22 protein-coding genes are annotated in these 20799 nt (G+C 49.6%); 6 read left to right on the plus strand and 16 right to left on the minus strand.

The genetic code is table 11. The features are described from left to right. Positions 1 to 51 precede the first annotated feature (51 nt). The gene (gene meaB / locus ACM9J1_RS06350) at positions 52 to 1134 is read left to right on the plus strand and encodes a methylmalonyl Co-A mutase-associated GTPase MeaB (RefSeq protein WP_415581192.1); all 1083 of its coding nucleotides are present in this window, start codon (positions 52 to 54) and stop codon (positions 1132 to 1134) included. Between the two features lie 54 nt (positions 1135 to 1188). On the opposite strand, the gene ACM9J1_RS06355 is transcribed toward meaB, so the two are convergent. Together ACM9J1_RS06355 and ACM9J1_RS06360 are read right to left on the minus strand one after the other, a co-directional pair. After that, the gene (locus ACM9J1_RS06355) at positions 1189 to 1416 is read right to left on the minus strand and encodes a hypothetical protein (protein WP_415581193.1); all 228 of its coding nucleotides are present in this window, start codon (positions 1414 to 1416) and stop codon (positions 1189 to 1191) included. Between the two features lies 1 nt (position 1417). Beyond that, positions 1418 to 2821 carry an MATE family efflux transporter gene (locus tag ACM9J1_RS06360; RefSeq protein WP_415581194.1) on the minus strand — a complete coding sequence of 468 codons (1404 nt, stop codon included), beginning with the start codon at positions 2819 to 2821 and terminating at the stop codon, positions 1418 to 1420. A 300-nt stretch (positions 2822 to 3121) separates the two neighbouring features. On the opposite strand from ACM9J1_RS06360, the gene ACM9J1_RS06365 reads away from it, so the two are divergent. After that, on the plus strand, positions 3122 to 3673 hold the full coding sequence (locus ACM9J1_RS06365) for a hypothetical protein (protein WP_415581195.1): 552 nt from the start codon (positions 3122 to 3124) through the stop codon (positions 3671 to 3673). A 48-nt stretch (positions 3674 to 3721) separates the two neighbouring features. Here ACM9J1_RS06365 and ACM9J1_RS06370 read toward each other — a convergent pair whose 3' ends face one another. Continuing rightward, on the minus strand, positions 3722 to 4597 hold the full coding sequence (locus tag ACM9J1_RS06370) for a PPK2 family polyphosphate kinase (protein ID WP_415581196.1): 876 nt from the start codon (positions 4595 to 4597) through the stop codon (positions 3722 to 3724). A 62-nt stretch (positions 4598 to 4659) separates the two neighbouring features. Between ACM9J1_RS06370 and ACM9J1_RS06375 the strand changes: the two genes are divergently transcribed. The 3 genes from ACM9J1_RS06375 to ACM9J1_RS06385 all read left to right on the plus strand — a co-directional run bounded on the left by ACM9J1_RS06375 (position 4660) and on the right by ACM9J1_RS06385 (position 7986). Continuing rightward, entirely contained in the window at positions 4660 to 5499 is an 840-nt protein-coding gene (locus tag ACM9J1_RS06375) for a DUF6929 family protein (protein ID WP_415581197.1), read from the plus strand. A 97-nt stretch (positions 5500 to 5596) separates the two neighbouring features. Beyond that, a complete protein-coding gene (locus ACM9J1_RS06380; RefSeq protein WP_415581567.1) occupies positions 5597 to 6100 on the plus strand; it encodes an RNA polymerase sigma factor in 504 nt (167 codons plus the stop codon). Positions 6101 to 6102: 2 nt separating this feature from the next. Next, entirely contained in the window at positions 6103 to 7986 is a 1884-nt protein-coding gene (locus ACM9J1_RS06385; RefSeq protein ID WP_415581198.1) for a YfbK domain-containing protein, read from the plus strand. Positions 7987 to 8043: 57 nt separating this feature from the next. On the opposite strand, the gene ACM9J1_RS06390 is transcribed toward ACM9J1_RS06385, so the two are convergent. The 13 genes from ACM9J1_RS06390 to ACM9J1_RS06450 form a co-directional block, all read right to left on the minus strand. Next, complete coding sequence (locus tag ACM9J1_RS06390) at positions 8044 to 9678, minus strand: ABC-F family ATP-binding cassette domain-containing protein (protein ID WP_415581199.1); 1635 nt, start codon at positions 9676 to 9678, stop codon at positions 8044 to 8046. Between the two features lie 412 nt (positions 9679 to 10090). After that, positions 10091 to 10627, minus strand: a complete 537-nt coding sequence (locus ACM9J1_RS06395; RefSeq protein ID WP_415581200.1) for a GNAT family N-acetyltransferase — start codon at positions 10625 to 10627, stop codon at positions 10091 to 10093. A gap of 10 nt (positions 10628 to 10637) precedes the next feature. Further along, the gene (locus ACM9J1_RS06400) at positions 10638 to 11456 is read right to left on the minus strand and encodes an alpha/beta hydrolase (RefSeq protein ID WP_415581201.1); all 819 of its coding nucleotides are present in this window, start codon (positions 11454 to 11456) and stop codon (positions 10638 to 10640) included. Then, entirely contained in the window at positions 11453 to 12073 is a 621-nt protein-coding gene (locus tag ACM9J1_RS06405) for a DEAD/DEAH box helicase (protein ID WP_415581202.1), read from the minus strand. Before ACM9J1_RS06405 ends, ACM9J1_RS06400 begins: the two co-directional genes overlap by 4 nt. Positions 12074 to 12135: 62 nt before the next feature. Beyond that, the gene (locus ACM9J1_RS06410; RefSeq protein ID WP_415581203.1) at positions 12136 to 13299 is read right to left on the minus strand and encodes a sigma-54-dependent transcriptional regulator; all 1164 of its coding nucleotides are present in this window, start codon (positions 13297 to 13299) and stop codon (positions 12136 to 12138) included. A gap of 314 nt (positions 13300 to 13613) precedes the next feature. Continuing rightward, positions 13614 to 14450: a GIN domain-containing protein gene (locus ACM9J1_RS06415; protein WP_415581204.1), complete on the minus strand. Its 837-nt coding sequence runs from the start codon at positions 14448 to 14450 to the stop codon at positions 13614 to 13616. A gap of 72 nt (positions 14451 to 14522) precedes the next feature. Continuing rightward, entirely contained in the window at positions 14523 to 15344 is an 822-nt protein-coding gene (locus ACM9J1_RS06420) for a transglutaminase domain-containing protein (RefSeq protein ID WP_415581205.1), read from the minus strand. A gap of 32 nt (positions 15345 to 15376) precedes the next feature. Then, entirely contained in the window at positions 15377 to 15862 is a 486-nt protein-coding gene (locus ACM9J1_RS06425; RefSeq protein ID WP_415581206.1) for a nuclear transport factor 2 family protein, read from the minus strand. Between the two features lie 52 nt (positions 15863 to 15914). Then, positions 15915 to 16619 carry a head GIN domain-containing protein gene (locus tag ACM9J1_RS06430; protein WP_415581207.1) on the minus strand — a complete coding sequence of 235 codons (705 nt, stop codon included), beginning with the start codon at positions 16617 to 16619 and terminating at the stop codon, positions 15915 to 15917. 2 nt (positions 16620 to 16621) lie between these two features. Further along, the gene (locus tag ACM9J1_RS06435) at positions 16622 to 18361 is read right to left on the minus strand and encodes a PspC domain-containing protein (protein WP_415581208.1); all 1740 of its coding nucleotides are present in this window, start codon (positions 18359 to 18361) and stop codon (positions 16622 to 16624) included. Positions 18362 to 18366: 5 nt separating this feature from the next. Further along, positions 18367 to 18726 (minus strand): PadR family transcriptional regulator, encoded by a 360-nt coding sequence (locus ACM9J1_RS06440; RefSeq protein WP_415581209.1) that lies wholly within the window; start codon positions 18724 to 18726, stop codon positions 18367 to 18369. Between the two features lie 67 nt (positions 18727 to 18793). Continuing rightward, complete coding sequence (locus ACM9J1_RS06445) at positions 18794 to 19546, minus strand: GIN domain-containing protein (protein WP_415581210.1); 753 nt, start codon at positions 19544 to 19546, stop codon at positions 18794 to 18796. Positions 19547 to 19651: 105 nt separating this feature from the next. Further along, entirely contained in the window at positions 19652 to 20155 is a 504-nt protein-coding gene (locus ACM9J1_RS06450) for a DUF4870 domain-containing protein (protein WP_415581211.1), read from the minus strand. Between the two features lie 142 nt (positions 20156 to 20297). Between ACM9J1_RS06450 and ACM9J1_RS06455 the strand changes: the two genes are divergently transcribed. Continuing rightward, positions 20298 to 20750, plus strand: coding sequence for a DUF4442 domain-containing protein (locus tag ACM9J1_RS06455; protein ID WP_415581212.1), 453 nt, complete (start codon positions 20298 to 20300; stop codon positions 20748 to 20750). Positions 20751 to 20799: the final 49 nt, after the last annotated feature.

Raw genomic sequence — 20799 nt, forward strand, 5'->3', positions numbered from 1 at the left:
TGCCGGTGAAAAATACGGCATCGCGCGCAATTGTTTTTGTATTTTTGGGTGATGAAGAAAAACAAGGCATCGGCACTACAGGAAGTCCGGGGTGTAAACCAGCCCGAACCAGTAAGCGCGGCATCTGCGGGAAATATCGTAGCCTTGCGCAGCCGCGACGTTCCAATAGAACAGCTCATCAGCGGCATTCTCGCTGGCGACATTACCGCTCTGAGTCGTGCTATTACGCTTGTGGAAAGCGCCAATCCAGCGCATCTTGAAAAAGCCAATCAAATCATCAAAGCCTGTCTGGCCCACGCGCGCCCATCGGTACGCATCGGGATTACCGGCGTGCCCGGTGTCGGGAAAAGCACGTTCATCGAAGCCTTTGGAAAATTCCTGACGGCATCAGGTAAAAAAGTAGCCGTTTTGGCCGTTGACCCCAGCAGTTCGCTCTCACACGGCAGTATTTTGGGCGATAAAACCCGAATGGAAGAATTGGTGAAAGATCCCAATGCGTACATCAGGCCATCCGCTTCGGGCGAAACCTTGGGCGGCGTGGCGCGGAAAACGCGGGAAACCATTATGCTTTGTGAAGCCGCGGGTTTTGATACGATCATCATAGAAACCGTTGGTGTCGGGCAAAGCGAAACCGCCGTACACGCCATGGTGGATTTTTTCCTGCTGCTGAAAATTGCGGGCGCGGGCGACGAACTCCAAGGCATCAAACGCGGCATCATGGAAATGGCCGATGTCGTGGCCATCAACAAAGCCGACGGCGACAACGTCAAACGGGCAACGCTCGCCAAGACAGAATTCAACCGCGCGCTGCATTTGTTCCCGGCCAAAAAATCGGGCTGGATGCCAAAAGTACTGACTTGCAGCGCACTCACCCACGACGGGATCGCGGAAATCTGGGAAACGATTCAAGAATTCCTGTCGGCTACCAAAGCCAATGGTTATTTCGAAGGAAAGCGTCAGGAACAAAACCAATTTTGGATGCTGGAAACAGTCAACGAACAACTCAAAGACCGGTTTTACCACAACCCGATCATCGCCGCCGAACTGGAAAAAATGAAAGAAGCGGTCCGTAGAAACGAACTGTCACCGTTCGCCGCCGCGCAATCACTGCTGGAAAAATATTTCAAGTCGTAACTACTGCGTGGTAATTATTAATTATTACCTATTAATTATTAATTATTAATTGACTTACTCCTCGTAACGTCCAATCTCACGGTCGTAAAAGTCATTGGCTTCCATAATCAAACCTTCCATGATTTGGCTGAGTTCGCCTTCATCAAGGTCTTCGGCTTCTTCCATAAATTCCACTTCATCGTCTTTCAGGTTGATGATAAAACGCGGATAATCTAAATGGATGACGAAAATATCGTCAGGAAAATCAGTGTTATCGCCCAGTAAGAATTTTGGAAGTTCCATGCTATTGTATTGAAGTTTGTTCGGCCGGCTGCGGGTTTTCGCGCACCAGCCTTTTGGTGATTTTATCGAAGCGAAGATACAAAAATAATGCGGCGGCCGTTAGCCCGGCGAGTAGCCCCATCCAGACGCCAACGGCTTTGAGCGAGGTGTATTCGCCGAGGACGTAGGAAATCGGAAAACCAATCACCCAATACGCCACGAATGTAATGTACATCGGGATTTTCACGTCCTGCAACCCGCGAAGCGCACCGAGCACCACGACTTGGATGCCGTCCGAAATCTGGAAAATCGCGGCGATAATGAGCAAGTCGGCGGCAATAGAAACCGCTTCGGCATTGGTAAGGAATTTTGCCGGATCGTCCATATCGAGGAACATCGCCGGCAAGACTTGGTGCAACGCCACAAACAAAAACGCAAAAATCACCTCGACGATAATGGCCAATAAAAAGATAGAACGCGCTACGACAATGAGCTGTTTGTAGTCATTCATGCCTTTCTGGTTGCTGATCCGGATCATGGCCGTGACACTCAAACCCATGGCGAACATAAAAGTGACCGTAGCCAGCGACAACGCGATCTGGTTGGCCGCCTGGCTGGATTTCCCGATGTTGCCGCAAAGCCAGACTGCCGTGGTGAAAAGCGTGACCTCGAAGAACATTTGCAAGGCCGACGGCGTGCCCAAATCAATGATTTTCTGCAATTTCTGCTTGCTGATTTTCTTGAAGCTGAAGTCGTTGAAGTGCGGACGCAGGTCGTTATTTCGGCGTAGAATAAAATGCATGAACACGACCATTGCGATGCGCGAGATCACCGTTCCGAGCGCCGCGCCCTGAATACCCATTTCAGGGAAAATCCAGATGCCGTATATCAGGACGTAGTTCAGCCCGACGTGGATGATGTTGGAACCGATAATCGCGTACATGGAATATTTGGTGTGTGACAACCCGTCTGCGAATTGTTTGTAGCCTTGATAAATAATGAGCGGCACGAGCGAGAACGCCACCCAATCCAGATACGGCAACGCCAAGTCAATGACGTCTTTCGGTTGGTGCAGCATACCCAGGATTGGCTTGGCCAGCGTGACCAGCATGAACAGCCCCACGCCGAGTACCGTGCACAAAATCAGCCCGTGATGGAATGCAGACCGTATTTTCTTCTGGTCGTTTTCGGCGTCGGCTTCGCCCACGATCGGGGTAATGGCCGTAGAAAAACCGATTCCGAGTGACATCGCGATGAACACCATCGTATTGCCCAAAGACACGGCCGCCAATTCCGTCGTGCCCAATTTCCCGACCATGATATTGTCCACCACACCAATGGCGGTATGGCCGAGCATGCCCAGGATTACCGGATAGGCCAGTTGCAGGTTGTATGAAAACTCCTTGGTGTAACGCGAAAAATTCATGCGATTTTTGCGCAAAGGTAACGTTCAGGTTTGACGCTACCGAACGAAATCGGCCCAAAACCCAAATTTTATGTTAAGTCTTATCATAAAATTTTCCCAAATCGACTTCGTTTGCCACACCGTCAGCTTACCTCAGCTAACATCCAAATCCGCACTGAGCCAGTACGTTACAGCTTAAAACCACCTCGATAGGAACTTTTGCATTGGGCCCGACCTTAAAATTCTGTAAAACGATTGCGGAATGCCAAAACTAATTTTACCTCGTGAACAAAAACGAATAAGTAACCAAAGTAAAGTATTATGAAAACTTCTGTAAAGATTAAAGGATTGATGATAGCGGCGTTCGCGGCGCTGACGTTTAACGCCAATGCGCAGGACAAACCAGACAACCCGGCAGCTGCAAACTACGACCAAGGCTGGCGTCTCGGTTTCGGACTGAATGCCGGTGTCATGACCGACGACGCTTATGACTGGGCACTGGGCGGCGACGTCCGGTTGCAATACGATTTCAACCGTCGCGTGTCGGTGACGTTGACTTCCGGTTTCACCAACTTGTTCATAGGCGATGACGTTAAAGACCTAGGATTCATTCCGGTGAAAGGCGGATTCAAGGTATTCTGGTGGGAAGACCAGTTTTACGTACTGGCCGAAGCCGGTGCTGCCATTCCGGTCACGAATGATTATTCAGATACCGTGGACACGTCTTTCCTGGTAAGTCCTGGTATTGGCTGGGCAAACGAAATCTTAGACGTGAGCTTGCGCTATGAGCATTACAATGCGTTCCCGACGGCCGATGGCGACAAAGGCGTGGGCCAAGTGGCGCTCAGGCTTGCCTACGGATTCAGGCTGTAACTAACTGACCTATATATTGATGAGAAACGCCCTTAATGGGCGTTTTTTTTATTCGTTCTCGAGCTGTTTTCGATACATTTCGATGTTGTCTTCCACTTTATCTTCAAGGTCTGGCAGCGGAAAATCATATTTTGAAAGTTCTTCAAGCAAGATGTCGGCAATGATACAACGGCAGAGTTCTTTGTCGTCGGCCGGCACTACAAACCACGGCGCATGCGGCTTTGAAGTTTCGCTAATGGCTTCTTCATAACATGCCATGTATTGCTCCCAACAGGCGCGCTCTTTCAAATCGCCCGGCGAAAATTTCCAGTTGTGGTCTTCTTCTTCCAACCGACGGAGCAATCTTTTTCGTTGTTCTTCCTTGCTCATGTGCAAATAGAACTTCAATACAATCGTACCGTTTTGGGCGATGTGCTGCTCGAAATTGTTGATTTGCCGGAATCGGTTTTCCCAAAATTCCGGCGTAACGTCTTCCACTTTCTCAATTCCCGGCAGGTTTTCACCGAGTAAATATTCCGGATGGACGCGCGTCACCAGTACGTTTTCATAATGTGTCCGATTGAACACGGCCACTTTTCCCTTTTCGGGCAACACCACATAATGCCGCCACAGGTAATCGTGCTCCAGTTCTGTTGAGCTCGGCACCTTAAAACTGTGGATGACGACACCCCGCGGATTAAATTGCTTAAACAACTCGCGGATGAGGCTGTCTTTGCCCGAAGTGTCCATGCCCTGCAGGCAAATGAGTGCAGCGTAACGATTGTTGGCGTACATTTTCTCCTGAATCTTGGCGAGCTTCCGGCTGGTGTCGACGAGTTTTTCTTCCTTGACGTCGTCGTCATAGTTCTTGCGGTATTCGGTATCGATGTCGGCGAGTTTGATGCGCCGCGTCACTTTGAATTCTTCTGATTTGAAATCTTGCATCGGGATATTTTTTATAAATGTATATATTTAAGCGATTTTTTCACAGCAAAAGCCCTCCTTTTATGCAAGATTTCGTCCTTACCTTATTGTTCAACATCCACGGCATCGGAGCGGCATCCGGACTGATTTTTCATGACGGTCACGTACTGATGATTGCCGACGACAGCAACGGCCTGTACCAATGTAGCCTGGCCGATGAGAAACTGGAAAAAATCGCACTACAACCCTCGGGCATTTCCGAAAACATCGCCAAGAAAGACAAACCCGATTACGAAGCCATGGCCGTCGCCGAAGGAAAGCTTTATTTGTTTGGTTCGGGTTCGAAGAAAAAAAGGAACGCCTTATCGGTGTGCGATTTTCCAGACTTTCAGCACAAATCCGTGGTCGACCTTTCCGTACTTTATGAAAAAATGCGAAAAGTTTCGGGCATTTCAAAGGAAGATTTCAACATCGAAGGCGCGTTGCGGTACCGCGACAAATGGCTGCTGTTCCAACGCGGGAATGGCCCGGGCAGCCACAATGGAATTTTCACGATTTCGGGCAACATCGCCGAAACAGACGGTGCAGTCCATTACAAAGCCATGCCACTACCCGCCTGCAACGGCATTCCTGCCACGTTTACCGACGCGACACTCGTGGGCAATGAAATTTATTTTACGGCAGCGGCCGAAAACAGCAATTCGGTCTATAAAGACGGTGAAATCATGGGCAGTTTGATCGGTTGCATCGACCCTAAAAAAATGGAATTGGTCTTCACAAAGGTGATTTCGCCGACGCACAAATTTGAAGGCCTGACATTAATCGAGAAATCGCGCAAAGAACTGACATTCCTATTGTGCGAAGACAATGATTCCGGCGCGCAACAAACCGGATTGTACAAGCTTGTCCTGCGGAAAAAATAATTTTTTAGGCGCTGTCCCAACCTTTTTTGCCACCGGCTGCTCTTCCCGATAAAGACAAACCATGATCCAGGAACAACTCATAGCAGACTGCCGGAAAATGCACCGAACTGCCCAGCGCCAGGTGTATGAGTTGATGGCACCCAGACTTTATCGGACGTGCAAACGCTACCTCAAGAAAGAAGAAGAAATCGAAGAAGCCTTGGCCGACGCGTTCTTCACCATTTTTACCAAAATCAACCAATTAAAAGAAGACAAGGCTTTTGAGGCCTGGGCCAGAAGAATCGTCGTGAACCAATGTTTGCTGACCATTCGTAGGAGCGTCAACTTCAACATGTATCTGGACGATGTCAAGTCTGTATCGATCCCGTCGGTCGCGCCAATCGATGCGCTGGCCGAAGAAGACCTGCTCAACCTACTTAACCGCATTCCGGAAGGATGCCGCACCATTTTCAACTTGTTCGTCATTGAAGGCTATGGCCATAAGGAAATCGCGGCGATGTTGTCCATTTCGGAAGGCACATCCAAGTCTCAACTCAACGTTGCAAAAACCAAACTCAAGGAATTGGTCAATCACCTGTATTGCCAAAAAAAAGCTGAATAACCATGGAAAACCAAGATAAAATCTTCGAACATTTCAAAGACATCGCGCACCAGGCCGGTTCGGAGGAATTCCCCTCGATGGACAAAGTCTGGTCCAGGGTCGAGGAAAAACTGGACTACAAAGAAGCCAAACAATCCTTGGTGTTCTGGAAAGTAATTGCGGTTGCAGCATCGCTTTTGTTGTTTGTCACAATCGTGTATCACTTCTGGGGTTCGGGCACTGAAAATGCGGAAACCGAACACCGTGTTACGACCACCGATTCGGGTCGACCGGTAGAAAAACCCGTCTTGAACACCAACACCGATAGGCCAGAAGCGCCAAAACCGGTCGCTGAAACTTTCATCGACAGGAAACAATCGGTAGCCGCAACAGTTTATACGCCTGCTCAAGTGGTTGCTGTACAAACAGCCGATGTCATGGTAACCGAAAGCAACAAACCGTCGGCCGCCGCACTTTTGGAACAATCCGAAATCGCAACCGTTTCTGGCGTCGTGTCTGACCGGTCCGGGTCGTTGCCGGGTGTCAATGTGGTTGTCATGGGTACAAACCGTGGTACGCGGACCGATGCCGAAGGAAAATACAACATCGAAGCCCAGAAGGGCGACCAATTGGTTTTTAGTTTCGAAGGCGCCGACCTTGTTGCCACCGTAGGCGAAAAAACAACCATCAATGCCCAGTTGCCAGACGAAACATCTTATAAATCTGCGGCCGCGAATGGTTACATGAATGCCAGTAAAGAGCGCACCAAAACCAAGACGATTCTCCGCGAAAACGCAAAATCCAGAAACCCTAATCCGCTTGCGACGAATGTTCCGGCCGAACCCGAAAACGATGTCAAGGTAAGTTTAATGGTCAACATACCAACGCTTTACATCATCGACGGCGTTCCGGCTACCGAGTCGCAATTCAACCAACTCCGTACAACTGAAATCGAATCGATGAAACTATTGACGCAATCCGAAGCGCAGTCGTTGTACGGAAACAAAGCCGTAAATGGTGCCATGGTCGTCAGTAAAAAAGCCACAAAAACCACCGATGGCCGCTTGGCTACGTCGCGGGAAACTTCGGTCGAAAACACGTTCGAAAGCCCTTTGGCCGCGCCACTTTCCACGTTTAGCATGACCGTCGAGAACAACGCTTACACCGACATCCGAAACGCCATCAACAAAGGGGAAAAAGTGCCACAAGACGTCGTCCGGATCGAGGAAATGATCAATTACTTCCAGTACGACTATCCGCAACCGCAAGACCAACATCCGGTTTCGGTGGCCACGGAGTACGGCAGTTGCCCGTGGAACAGCAAGAACAAACTTGTCAAAATCGGCTTTCAAGGGCGATACAATGCATCGGGCGGTGCCATCGCAAAGGACGTAAATGTCTTGGTGGAATTCAACCCAATGATCGTAAAGGCGTATCGGCTTATCGGGTATGAGCGTCGCAACCTGCGCCCGGACGATTTCAAGAACCTCGGCAAAAGTGAATTGCAGGGCGGCCACACCATAACGGCACTGTACGAAGTAATCCCGATGGACGTGGACAGCCCATATTTTGAGGAAACCGACGGCTTGCAATACCCGAAAATCAACACCGGAACGACCTTCGGCAGCGAATTGGCCACCGTAAAATTCCGGTATAAAAAACCCGACGCAGACAAAACCAGCGAATTGGTCAAAACCATCCCGAACAAAGCGTCGCTGTTGCAAAACACGTCCAGCGATTTCAGGTTCTGTGCGGCCGTCGCCTGGTTTGGGTTGCAATTGCGGGAATCTTCATTTATTGGCAACCGTTCCAAAGCAGACTTGCTCCGATTGGCCAAAGGCAGCCTTTCGGCGGACTCAGAAGGTTCAAAATCAGAATTCATCAGGCTTGTAGAAGCCGCGAAATAAAATTGAGGTTGGAGTTAAATGGACAAAAGGCGTCGCGTCATGTGATGCCTTTTGTTTTTATTTTTCAATCTCGCGCAAGTGTTCCATTTTCTTATACGCCAAAAATCCGGTGATGTCCTCGAAATGTTCCTTGACGCGTTTGTGCCCGAATTCAAAGACTTTGGTTGCCAATCCGTCGAGGAAATCGCGGTCGTGCGACACCAAGATGAGCGTACCGTCAAAATCGCGGAGCGCGTCCTTGATGATGTCCTTGGTTTTCATGTCCAAATGGTTCGACGGTTCGTCAAGAATCAACAAATTAACCGGTTCGAGCAACAACTTCACCATCGCAAGCCGTGTTTTCTCGCCGCCCGACAACACTTTTACTTTCTTCTGGATGTCGTCGCCGCCGAACATGAACGCGCCCAAGATGTTCTTGATCTGCGTCCGGATGTCGCCCACGGCAATGGTGTCGACGGTTTCAAAAACGGTCATGTTTTCGTCCAAGAGCGACGCTTGATTTTGGGCGAAATACCCGATTTGCGCATTGTGCCCAATCTCGAGACTGCCGCCGTCTATCCCGATTTCCTTCATGATGGCCTTGATCATCGTGGACTTTCCTTCTCCATTCTTGCCGACGAAAGCGACTTTCTGCCCGCGCTCGATAACAATATTCGCATCCTTGAACACGACGTGGTCGCCATATGATTTCGACAAATCCTTGACGATGACCGGGTATTGGCCAGAGCGTGGTGCCGGTGGGAATTTCAGCCGCAAGGCAGAATTGTCGACCTCATCCACTTCCACCAGTTCCAGTTTTTCCAACATCTTCACGCGCGATTGCACCTGCAACGTCTTGGAATAGGTGCCCTTGAAACGCTCGATGAACTCGGTTGTTTCCGCAATCATTTTCTGCTGCTCTTCGTACGCCTTCAATTGGTGCGCACGACGGTCTTTGCGGAGTTCGAGATAGTGCGAATACTTGGCGCGATAGTCGTAAATGCGGCCCATGGTTACTTCAATCGTGCGGTTGGTGATGTTGTCCACAAACGCGCGGTCGTGCGAAATCACCACAACGGCTTTGGCGGAATTCACCAGGAAATCTTCCAACCATTGAATGGATTCAATGTCCATGTGGTTCGTGGGCTCGTCGAGCAGGATCAAATCCGGTTTCTTCAAGAGGATTTTTGCGAGTTCGATGCGCATGCGCCAACCGCCTGAAAATTCCGAGGTCGGGCGCGTAAAATCTTCCCGCTCGAAACCCAATCCTTTCAGGACGAGTTCCACTTCTTCCTCATAATTCACTTCCTCGATGGCGTAAAAACGTTCGCTTAAATCAGACACGCGCTCAATGAGTTTCATGTAGTCGTCGCTTTCGTAGTCTGTGCGCACGGTAAGTTGTTCGTTCAGGTCGTCGATCTCCGCCTTCATCTTGAAAATGTCGGCAAATGCCTTGGACGTTTCCTCGAAAACCGTCGCATCGTCTTTGGTGAGCAAATGCTGTGGCAAGTAGGCAATCACGGCTTCTTTTGGTGCCGAAACAGCACCGCGCGTGGGTTTATTCACTCCGGCAATAATCTTTAAAAGTGTAGATTTCCCCGCGCCGTTCTTGCCCATCAGGGCAATTTTGTCGTTCTCGTTGATGGCGAACGAAACGTCGCTGAACAAAGTCGTGCCGCCAAATTCTACGGCGATGTCGTTAATGGTAATCATTTTCGGAAATTAAGGCGCGAAGATAAGAGGTAATTGACAATTGACAATGGAGAATTGAAATGGAGAATTGAGAATTATACAAGCCTATCTTTCAGCGAAGCGGTCTTGCTTCTTTCAGCGGAGCGGTCTTGCTTCTTTCAACGAAGCGGTCTTGCTTCTTGCAGCGAGCGGTCTTGTTTCTTTCAGCGAAGCGGTCTTGCTTCTTTCAGCGAAGCGGTCTTGCTTCTTTCAGCGAATCGGTCTTACTTCTTTCAGCGGACCGGTCTTGCTTCTTTCAGCGAAGCGGTCTTGCTTCTTTCAGCGAATCGGTCTTACTTCTTTCAGCGGACCGGTCTTGCTTCTTTCAGCGAAGCAGTCTTGCTTCTTTCAGCGGAGCGGTCTTGCTTCTTTCAGCGAAGCGGTCTTGCTTCTTTCAACGAAGCGGTCTTTCTTCCCGCAAAATCTCGTACCACGCGCACACATCGCCTTCGTCCAGAAAGGTGTTGATTTTACGCATGCCGCATTTGTGTTCCAAGATGTTGACCGATGCCGCATTGTTGACGTCAACGTAGGCGGTAATCCTGTCGAGTTCCATCTCGTCGAAACCGAAATCGATCCAAGCTTGCGCCGATTCAAAACCGTACCCGTTGTTCCAGTGTTTTTTCAGGAACCGGTAACCCAAATCGTAATTGTCGTCAAAGCCGTTCAGGTGTTTGATGAATTTCAGCCCAGCCCAGCCAATGACTTCGCCGGTATCTTTCAACACGACGGCCCATCGGCCAATGCCGTAATCTATGTATTGCTGGCGGATGTTGGCGATTATCTCACGGGTTTGGGCGATATCGGTCAAGGGTTGCATGCCTACATATTTCATGACATCCGGGTCTGAATCAAGCGCAAACATGGCCTCGGCATCAGTGGGTTGGAGTTCGCGGAATAAAAGTCTGGCAGACTCAAAAGAAGTTTTCATGGTGATAAAATTAAATTGCCGCCCGATCTAAGATGTTTTTCAGCTCGGCGAGAAATCTGTCGTCCTGATTGATGCCGCCGTGGCCGACGCCCGACAATGGAAACAACTGCGACTGGCCTTTTGGCAGCAATTCAGACAAACGTTTCCCGTGGCTGAATACGATCAAACGGTCTTCGGTACCGTGGAAAATGTACACCGGGCACTTTACTTTAGGCAGATACAAGTTGGTTTCAAAGCGGTATTTCTTGAGGAAATCCGGCACGAATGGTACGCGCGAATCGGCCAATTCCAATAGGCTGTAGTATGGCGCCTGCAACACCAACGCAGATGGACTGAACTTGGACGCTAAATAAGCCGATGGCCCGGTGCCGATGGAATAGCCCACGATAACGATATTTTGATAACGCTCTTCGAGCATTTGGTACGCGGCCGAGACATCGTCGAGAAATTGTGCCTCGCTGTCAATTTCGCCCTCGCTTTTGCCGTAGCCGCGGTAATCGAGCACCAAGATATCGTACCCCAGCGCGGTGTAATCTGGGCCAATGGCGCCCCATTGCGCAATCGTTCCGGCGTTTCCGTGGAGATACAACACCACGCCTTTGGGTTCCGCCGTCTTGAATAGCAGTCCGTTCAGCGTATTGCCGTCACGACAGCGGATGGAGCAATCTTCATAGGGTTGCGACGATTCGTATTTGAAATCTTCCGGAAGGCGCGCGGCGTGGAAAATCATTTGTTCCTGCCCGAAATACAAAGCCGTCATCGCCAGCACATACAAAATGCCGAGTACGCCGCCCACAGCCAATATGGTAAACCGGAGTGCGCGCATCATTCATCGTCGGCTTCCTCAAACCAGACCGGTTCAACCATGATTTTGTCGGCCATGAGATCTAGTTTTTCGGTAATTTCCGTAGCCGTGAAAACCCGCTGCGTCTTGGCAACCGAATCGGACAGACGCTGTACGATGGCGTCATGGCGGTTGCGAAAGACGACATCGGCATCGTCTACGACCAGCATCTTGATCGTATTCATGTTGAAACCCGCGCCCGAAAACAGCGCATTGATTTTATTCGGTGTTCCGATCAGGACATCGATGCCCAGAGAAATGAGGTTTTTGTCGTTGTCGATGTCGCTCTTGTCGTTGGTGCCATGCACGCGCAAGCCATTGTGTTTCCCATACGCAGCAAACAAGGCTTCCATTTCCAGCATTTTTTCCTTGCTGTCAACAATCACTAAGGCACGCGTACTTTCGCCCTCCGGCTTTTGCAGTTTCTGGATGATGTTGATGACGATTGTGGTGGTTTTCCCCGAACCGGGCGGCGACACAATGACGCAGTCCGCACCGCTTTTCAGGGATGAAAATGTGTCGCGTTGCACGTCAACGGGTTCGATCAGGCCGCTCTCGATGAGTGCTTGCTGGAGATTGGGGTTTATCTTTTTGAGATTCAACGAAATTCAAGGTTTAAAGTTCAAGGTTCAAAGTTAGGAAACATAACGATGAACTTCGTCTGTTATTTACTTGCGAACAATTTCACGTCGGTTTCCGAAATTTCGCTGCCGCCCAGGATGATCAACCGTTCCACGACATTGCGCAATTCGCGGATGTTTCCCGTCCAGTCGTATTCCTTGAGCAGCGCAATGGCTTCCGGTGAAAATTGTTTTGGTGCGTTGCCGTGTTCTGAGGCGATCTTCTCGGTGAAATGGCCGATCAGCAACGGGATGTCATCTCGACGGTCATTGAGCGCCGGCACTCTGATTAAAATGACCGCCAGCCTATGGTACAAATCTTCCCGGAAACGGCCTTCGGCGATTTCCTGTTTCAAATCTTTATTGGTGGCCGCCACAACGCGGACATCGACTTTGATGTCTTTGTCTGCGCCTACGCGTTGGATCATGTTTTCCTGGAGCACACGCAGCACTTTGGCCTGGGCCGACAGACTCATGTCGCCAACCTCATCGAGGAAAATCGTGCCTTTGTCTGCTGCCTCAAATTTACCCGCGCGGTCTTTGACGGCCGAGGTGAACGCGCCTTTGACGTGGCCAAACAACTCGCTTTCGATGAGTTCAGACGGAATCGCGGCGCAGTTGACTTCGATGAACGGTGCATCCGCACGTTCACTTTTTTCGTGGAGTTGGTGCGCCACAAGTTCTTTTCCGGTGCCGTTCGGGCCGGTGATGAGCACGCGCGCATCGGTTGGCGCAACCTTTTCGATCATGTCGCGGATTTGGTCGATGGCGCCGCTGTGGCCGATCATCTCATAATTCCGGGAAACTTTCTTCTTGAGGATTTTGTTCTCGACCACGAGTTGCTTTTTGTCGAGCGCGTTGCGGACGGTGTTGAGCAAACGGTTTAAATCTGGCGGTTTCGAGATGTAATCGAACGCGCCGAGCCGCATCGTATTGATGGCGGTTTCCATATCGCCGTGGCCTGAAATCATGACCATCGGGATTTCTGGCTTGATTTTCTTGACGGCTTCCAGAAGCTCAACGCCGTCCATTTTGGGCATCTTTATGTCGCAGAGCACGAGGTCGTAGTCTGTATTCTTTATTTTTTCGAGGCCGGAAACGCCGTCTTCGGATTCTTCGACTTCGTAGGATTCGTTTTCCTCGGAAAGGATTTTCCCGAGCACGCGCCTGATGGACGCTTCGTCTTCGATGATGAGGATTTTTGGCATGGCTGATGGACTGAGCCGCTAATTTAAGCAGTCGCCGTGAATAATCGGTGAAATTATATTATGATTAAGAATTGCGGATGCAACTGACCCGAAAAGCCTGATGCCACGATGCTGCCCGCGTTAGGGATGGCAGTGGAAATCCCGCAGCGAGGCTACGAGCGAGGCATTGCAACGAACAGCCCGGCGCTTGCGCAACGCCCAAACGTCGAATGTAAAACGTCGAATGTAAAACGTCGAACAAAAAAACACAATTTGCGTAGATTTTTTCTAGCCACCAGCAACTAAAAACCAGCAACTTCTCTCAACGACCAAAATCACTTCATCGGCCGCTTCCTGATCGAAGATTGATCGGCGAACTTCCGGATTTCGATTTTCTGCTGGTCGCCGTGAAGGTCGATTTCGGCTTTTCCGGCGGCTGAAATACCCGCAATTCCGGTGACGGCGATGCTCACGTTTGCACTTCCTTCGGCGGTTACGTCGGCATTTTTGGCCGTGAGGTTTTTGCCCGTGAAATTGGAATTGTTGTCCACGCGGAGTTTCAAATCTGAAACATCGCCTTCGATGGTTGCCGATGCTTTCTGATACAAATCGATTTGCGCTTTTGGAGACGAAATCAACGCCTTAAGCTGGCAGTTTTTGCTGAGTTCGATGATGGAATTCTCTGAAACGATGTTCAATTCTGACTTGGATTTGTCGTTGGCCATCAGGGTGAAAAGCTTGCCGCGCACGTTGGCGAAAACCTTGGCGCTTCCGGCGGTTTTGATGGTGAAATCTTCTAGTTTCAAATCGGTCAAGGCCGTGATGTTGGTTTCGTCCTTGGCGACCAACATCTTGAAACTGCTGGTGTAGGTCACTTTTACGCTGAACTTTTTGGTGCTTACGACTTGTTTGGAAGTCGCAATCCTGAGCGTGCCGCCGCTTGACGAAATGATGATGGCGTCGTGCGTGTTGTCGTCCGCCTCGATTTCAAGTTCGGCCTTGTCGCCAGACTGCAGGAAAAGATCCAGATTGTCGTCCACTTCAATGTTGGTGAAATCGGCAATTTCCTTCACGGCCGTGGTCACGTTGCGCGAACCTTTTAGTTTCTCCTTTTGTGCGAACGCCAGCGGTGCCAACAGCAGCAGGAACAAAAGCATGGTGGTTTTTTTCATGATTCCAGGGGTTTTGGCCAATCCGTCTCGGCGGTGCATCGGCTCCGGACAAATATAAAAATATCCGGCGTATCAGTTGCTTTTTTTCGAGGGCGCAAAGAGTTTTCTTTTGTAGTTGTCCATCACGAATAGGAACTGGTAATTCTTACCGAGCAAAATCATCATCGCATTGACCACAAAAGGTGGAAGTTTCTTGTATTTGTTCAAATATTGGTCGTACACCTTGTTATTGTAGCGCGTGATCAGAAACGGGATACTGTTCCCGGAATAGGTTTTCCCGATTTTGTACATGTCGATGCAGCGCCAATCCGAGAAATACTCGTAACAAACGGCGTTGCCTTCCCGCAAATAGGTGAACAGTTCAATGACCGACAACGGTTTTTTCTCATTGGCCTTGTGGAACCAAAGATTTTTCTGGAAGTCGATGGCGATCCATTGTTGGCGCTTTTCAGACCAAACTTCATTGTAATTGTGGCCGTGCATCGCGTTGTAGAATTTTTCGACCGTTCCCCATTCGCGCACCCGGATGTCGTTAAGCAAACAAAAGACATTGAGCATCTGGGAATAGTCGCTGCAGATGCCGCCTTTTCCGTCGAGCATCAGTCGTAGTGATTCGTCCGAAGCCAGCCCGAGGCCGCGTCCGCCCTTGATTCTGTGCCGCAACCAGTCGCAGATTAGCAAGGTTTTTTCAAAGCCGTCCATGTTGGGTTCAAACGGGATTTGCGCATTGGTTTCCCTGTAAATCGGGGCAACTTCCTCTTTCTTATTGATGTCGTTGAACGTGGGCAAGTCCTCGATTTTCCCCCGGTAATTGCGGCAAATCAGGACAAACCGGATATAGTACAACAGCGGATGCCGTGTCAGTAACCATTTTATTTTTTTGCGGATGCCCAAGATTTTTCTTTGTACAAATATAGCAACTCCATTTAATGCTCAACCGATTGGTGGTCATAACTCAAGACACGATACAATTGCCATTGTCCGCCCACGAGCAGCCAGGTATGGACGAATTTTGCAACGGTTGTCTGGCGCGGCTTCTGCCCGTTTTCGGAGTTGAAGAATTCGTGGTCGCCGATTTGGATTGCACCATACAGTTTGCCATTGTCGTAAAGCGGATACACCGAGAATTCGCCGATCTGTTGTCGGGTGGGCTTGTTGCCGCTGCCGCAGATGTTGTTGCGGACGGCTTCGAAAAAGGCTTTCCGGTCCTGCATACCGGCTTGGTCGTGTAGGAATTGCAAATCCTGGTGCGCCAATTTTTCGAGCGCCGCGAAATCGCAATGGTTGAAACCACGCTCAAAAAGTAGGCTGTCTGCCGATTTTACGGCCAAATACAAATACGAAGTTTTGCTTTCCTGCGCCAGTGAGGAGGTTCCGATGAGCAGGAAGATAATCAGTTTGATTGTTTTCATGGCTTAAAAAAACATCCCGGCCGAAACCGGGACATTTCACAGAAAAATGGATCTATCGTTTGGAAACGCTACCGCCGGAACTTTCGTCCACGACTACGTTTTTAGGGTTGCCTCCGTAAGTGACGCTGGCGCCGCTCGAAGCATCGGCCTTGATGCTCACCGCCGCGTGCACGCTTGTGGAACTGCCGCTCGAAACATCGCTGGTGACATCGTTTGCAATCAGTTTGTCGGCGTTGATGGAACTCCCGCTGGAGGAATCCGTATCAAGCGAAAGCGCTTTTCCTGAAAGGTTCATGGTGCTGCCGCTCGAAGCTTCCGCAATGACGTGCTCGGCTTCGATTGTTGCGTCCAGAGAACTGCCACTACTGGTTTCTACAGCCATGTTGGACGACGTGAGTACGCCCGAACTTCTTACCGACGCCCCGCTGCTCACATCGATGCTTTTTATCGATGGCATTTTTATCGTGACTTTGCGTGTCGCATTACGGTAGTTGCCGTGGGAAGATGTAATGACCAAGACGTTGTTTTCGACTTTGGTGATGATTTCAGGTTGGATGTTGTCGTCGGCTTCCACGATGACCTCGAACGCATCGCCCAGGCCAACGGTAGCGCTGATCCCGCTGCCGACGCTGATTCCATTGAAGTTGGATACGTTGCGGTTTTGCTTGACGACATTACCGCTGCCGGAATGTGTTTCGATGGCACCGCACGAGACGGCAACCACGGCCAATAGGAATAAACAAACGATTTTTTTCATGATTATTTGGTTTTGACGACAACGCCGTCTTTGTTGATACGTAATGTTTTCACGGTCTGTACGTCTTCCTTCGAACCGTGGTTGTCAATCGTGACGCCATCTTTGTTGATCCGAACGGTTGTTGATTCGACGGTGTCGATCTCTACTTCGGCACCTTCGATGTCGAGAAATTCATTTTCTTCCGGCGGGCAATTCAAACACATCACTTTGTCTTCAGTAACGCGATAGAGGTAGTTACCGGAAAAGTGCAAGTTGAAGAAATCGTCATCTGAATAATCAAATTCCTTAAACGATTCGTCCGGTTTCAAAAGAACGCCAGCCGGAAGATACACAAAAATCTCCACTTCCTGATTGCGAAGTTTGTTTTCGGTGCCCGTGACCAGATAATTGTCGAGCATGACCTTGCTGCCTTCCACGCTGAATTTGTAGGTGATTTTCTCGGCACGGTCGCGGGCTTCTTTCCGCGATTTGCCACGGGCGCGTTTTTCCACCAAAATGTACGCGGTTTTGTCTGGCGATTTGCGTACGCTGACATGGACATTGTTGGAATAGATGATGTCTTTTCCTTGTTCGTCCTGAGTAATCTGCAAATCGGAACGGTCGTAAATGTCCTTGGCAAAATAGTCGTTGTATCGGAATCCGATGGAAAGCGTGTCGTTTGGCTGAAGCATGATTTCCTGTTTCTGCACGACTTTGCTCCTTTCGGTGGTTTCAGATGCTTGCTTGATGCCGAAAATCGTGAGCACGGCTACCGAAATCAGCCACAAAGCCAGCAAGGTATATTTCACCGGATTGCTTACGCGGCCCGAATTGTTGGACAACATATTGAGACCCAGCAGGAACAAAAAGAAGAACGGAATCCCTGCGGCCAACAGCCCGAGCAACACGATCAAGCCCATCGGGAACGCGGTATAGTTTGCGGATTCGGCATAAATCAATCCAGGCACATCTACGAAAATACTGGCCAAGAGCAGGAACAGCCCAATGACAACCGCCAGTAATGTAAGGCCCGCGAAAACGGCGATGATGGCGCCTAGAATTTTTGCGAAAACCTTAAATATGGAAGAGAACACGTCACCGAGATTCGACGCGATACGCTCTGCGCCAGTCTTGGCTTGTTTGCCCAGACGGTCGATGTCTGTGTTGCGGTACTTCTCAGACAAGTAGTCCATTTCCTCGCGAACTTTCTTCTGGATGTTCGAAATGGTTACGGGTTCGCCGGTCATTTCAAGTTTTTCCGAAGTCGTAACCGCAGCCGGCATGGCAATCCACAAAATGATGTACGGAATCAACCCGATGCCGAAACCGAAGAACAAGATGGCGAAAATGATCCTGATCCAAACGGTGTCCACTCCAAAATAATGGCCCAATCCGGTACAGACGCCGCCTATCAGCGCGCGGTCTGCATCGCGGTAAAGTTTCTTGCGTTTGGGCATGTAAGCGGTGTCAAACGTGTCGCTTCCGGCCGACGCATCGTCTTCAATGCGGTAGTCTTCAGGCTGGCCCATGATACCGATGATTTCATCGACTTCCTTGATGTTGATGACTTGTTTGTCGGAGGTATGCCTTTCGGTGATGAGTTCGCCGATGCGCATTTCGATGTCGCGGATGATTTCATCCTGCCCGCTCGAATTGGAGAGTGAGCGCTTGATGGCATCGAAATAACGGGTCAGTTTCTGGTATGCGTCTTCGTCGATGTGGAAGAACATACCGCCCAAGTTTATATTCACAGTTTTGTTCATGACTTTTACTTTTGGTTTACTTTGTCAGTTTTGCTTTCGGCGCCGCTTGTGATGATGTTTACCGCGTCGGACAATTCTGTCCAGGTGCCGTTGAGTTCGTTCAAAAAGATTTTGCCGTTTTCGGTCAGGCCGTAGTATTTGCGCGGCGGTCCCGAGGTGGATTCTTCCCAACGGTAGTTGAGCAGTCCGTCGTTTTTCAGGCGGGTCAACAGTGGGTAAACCGTGCCTTCAACGACCAGCAGTTTTGCGTTTTTGAGCGTGTCGAGGATTTCGGAAGTGTAGGCTTCCTTATCCTTGAGGACTGACAAAATGCAGAACTCAAGCACGCCTTTTCGCATCTGGGCTTTCGTGTTTTCTATATTCATTTTCCAAGTTGTTTAGGTTAAACAAGCCGCCGACGGGCAGCGGCCGTGGTTTTTTAGTCGGCCGACATTACTCGGTAGCTACCGCGCTGCCTGTATCATGGATGACTTGCGCCACCGCTTCAGGGTTGATGACCGTTTTTTGCGGCAACCCGAAATAACGTACCGATGCTTGGTCGGTCACTTCTACATCCAACTCATTTACGGCACAAATCTCTACCGATGCGCTCCCACTCGCCTTGACGATTTGCTTTCCGGATTTGAAATTCCGCGCCAGGCAAAGCGTGTTGCCCGACGACCTGACTTCAGCCTTTTCAGCCGTACCGGAAAGATTGATTTTGGATCCATTGAGGAATCTTGCCTCCAACGATCCGGCCTCAAGCCTGAGATTCAAGACGGCGCCAGACTTGGTTTTGATTTCGGTCTGGTTGGCATGTACATTTCCCTTGAATGATGCACCGGAAGCCAGCGAAAGCGCGAACTGACCAGATTTGATTCCCGTTGTAGTGAATGCGGCATTGCGCGACGCCTTTACCGAAGCCAATTGCGGCGCCGATACATAGACTTTTACGGTTTCACGCCCGTTGCCGTTGCAGGAAATGGTCAAGGTCTGGTTTTTAGATTCGGTCAAAAGGGTTGAAATTCCTAGCGTATCCGAGGCTTCGGCCTTTACCGAAAAGATATCTTCCTGTGTGTAAATGACTTCCACGCCGTCGGTGATTTCTAGTTTGTTGAATGGCGAAACCGTCCTGGTTTCGTTTACTTGTGCGTTGGCCAGCAGCCCGATTAATGCTGCAGCGACCGTTGAGATGATTTTAAACATGGTGATTGATGATTTTGATGATTGATGATTGAAACTCTTTGGATTTGCTGATGATTTACATAAGTTGCGTGTTGGTTATACAATATTTCAGATGATGATTGACAGTTATTCTCCAGACGAAACCGGTTCCTGGATGGTTGGTTCGGCTTGTTGTTCCTTGATGAAATTGATGGTCAACGGATATTGGTAATCTTCTCCGTTCGAGGCTTTTACCGCCGCGAAAACCACAAGGAAAAATTCCGCAGTCTTCATCAGGCCACACAATACCACCATGACGACGGCGATAAGTGGCAATCCCGAAAAGTCGGTCAGCGTCATATCTGTCGAGAAGTGGATGTTGCCGTTGAAGAAATCGTTGGCCGACACTTCGCTGAACAAGGAATACAACAAGATTGGAATCCCGATGAACGCCGCGATGATGCAATACAACAACAAACTCAGTTCGAAGTTGATGATGCTTCGGCCATGGCGCTCCACGAAAGCCGATTTGTTCTTGAGTGAAGACCAAATCACGATCGGCAATATGAAATTCCCCAACGGAAATATATACTGTGCAAAAGCGCTCAGGTGAACCAATGTAGCGGCATTTTTATTTGCGGTTGTTTCCATAACTAAAAAGGTATATAATAATATCCTATGCAAATATATATCTAAAATCAGGTATCATGTTTTACATAGTACTGAAATTTAACAAAATGTTAACTTTTGTCACGCGACGTAAAATCCGTACATTTAGCGAAAACTCCAGCAAATGCAACTGTCGCCGTCTAAAGTGAATTGGTTTCTATTCTTTAAGTTGCCCGCGGCTTATTGGTGCGGCGTACGGCTGGTGCAGCTCGATCACCACGAAAGTAAAGCCTCGGTCAAGTACCGGTGGTTCAACCAGAATCCGTTCCGGTCGATGTATTTCGCCGTGCAGATGATGGCCGCCGAACTTACCACAGGTGCGCTGGCCTTGTCCGCTATCCGCGAAAGTGGGAAAAGCGTGTCGATGCTCGTGGCTTCAAGCCAATCTGTTTACCACAAAAAAATCACCGGCCGCGTTACTTTCAGTTGCCGCCAAGGGCAATTGGTACGCGAAACCTTGGCCGCCGCCATCGCTTCCGGTGCGCCGCAAACCGTTAGGCTACACGCCATCGGGAGGAACGAATCAAACGAAGTCGTTTCGGAAATGACCTTTGAATGGACGTTGAAAGTCCGTTAAACCTGCCTTAAATTTGATTGCGTTACTTTAGGTAAGCCGTACATTTGAA

Source organism: Flavobacterium longum, from assembly GCF_965137575.1.
Classification (GTDB): domain Bacteria; phylum Bacteroidota; class Bacteroidia; order Flavobacteriales; family Flavobacteriaceae; genus Flavobacterium; species Flavobacterium longum.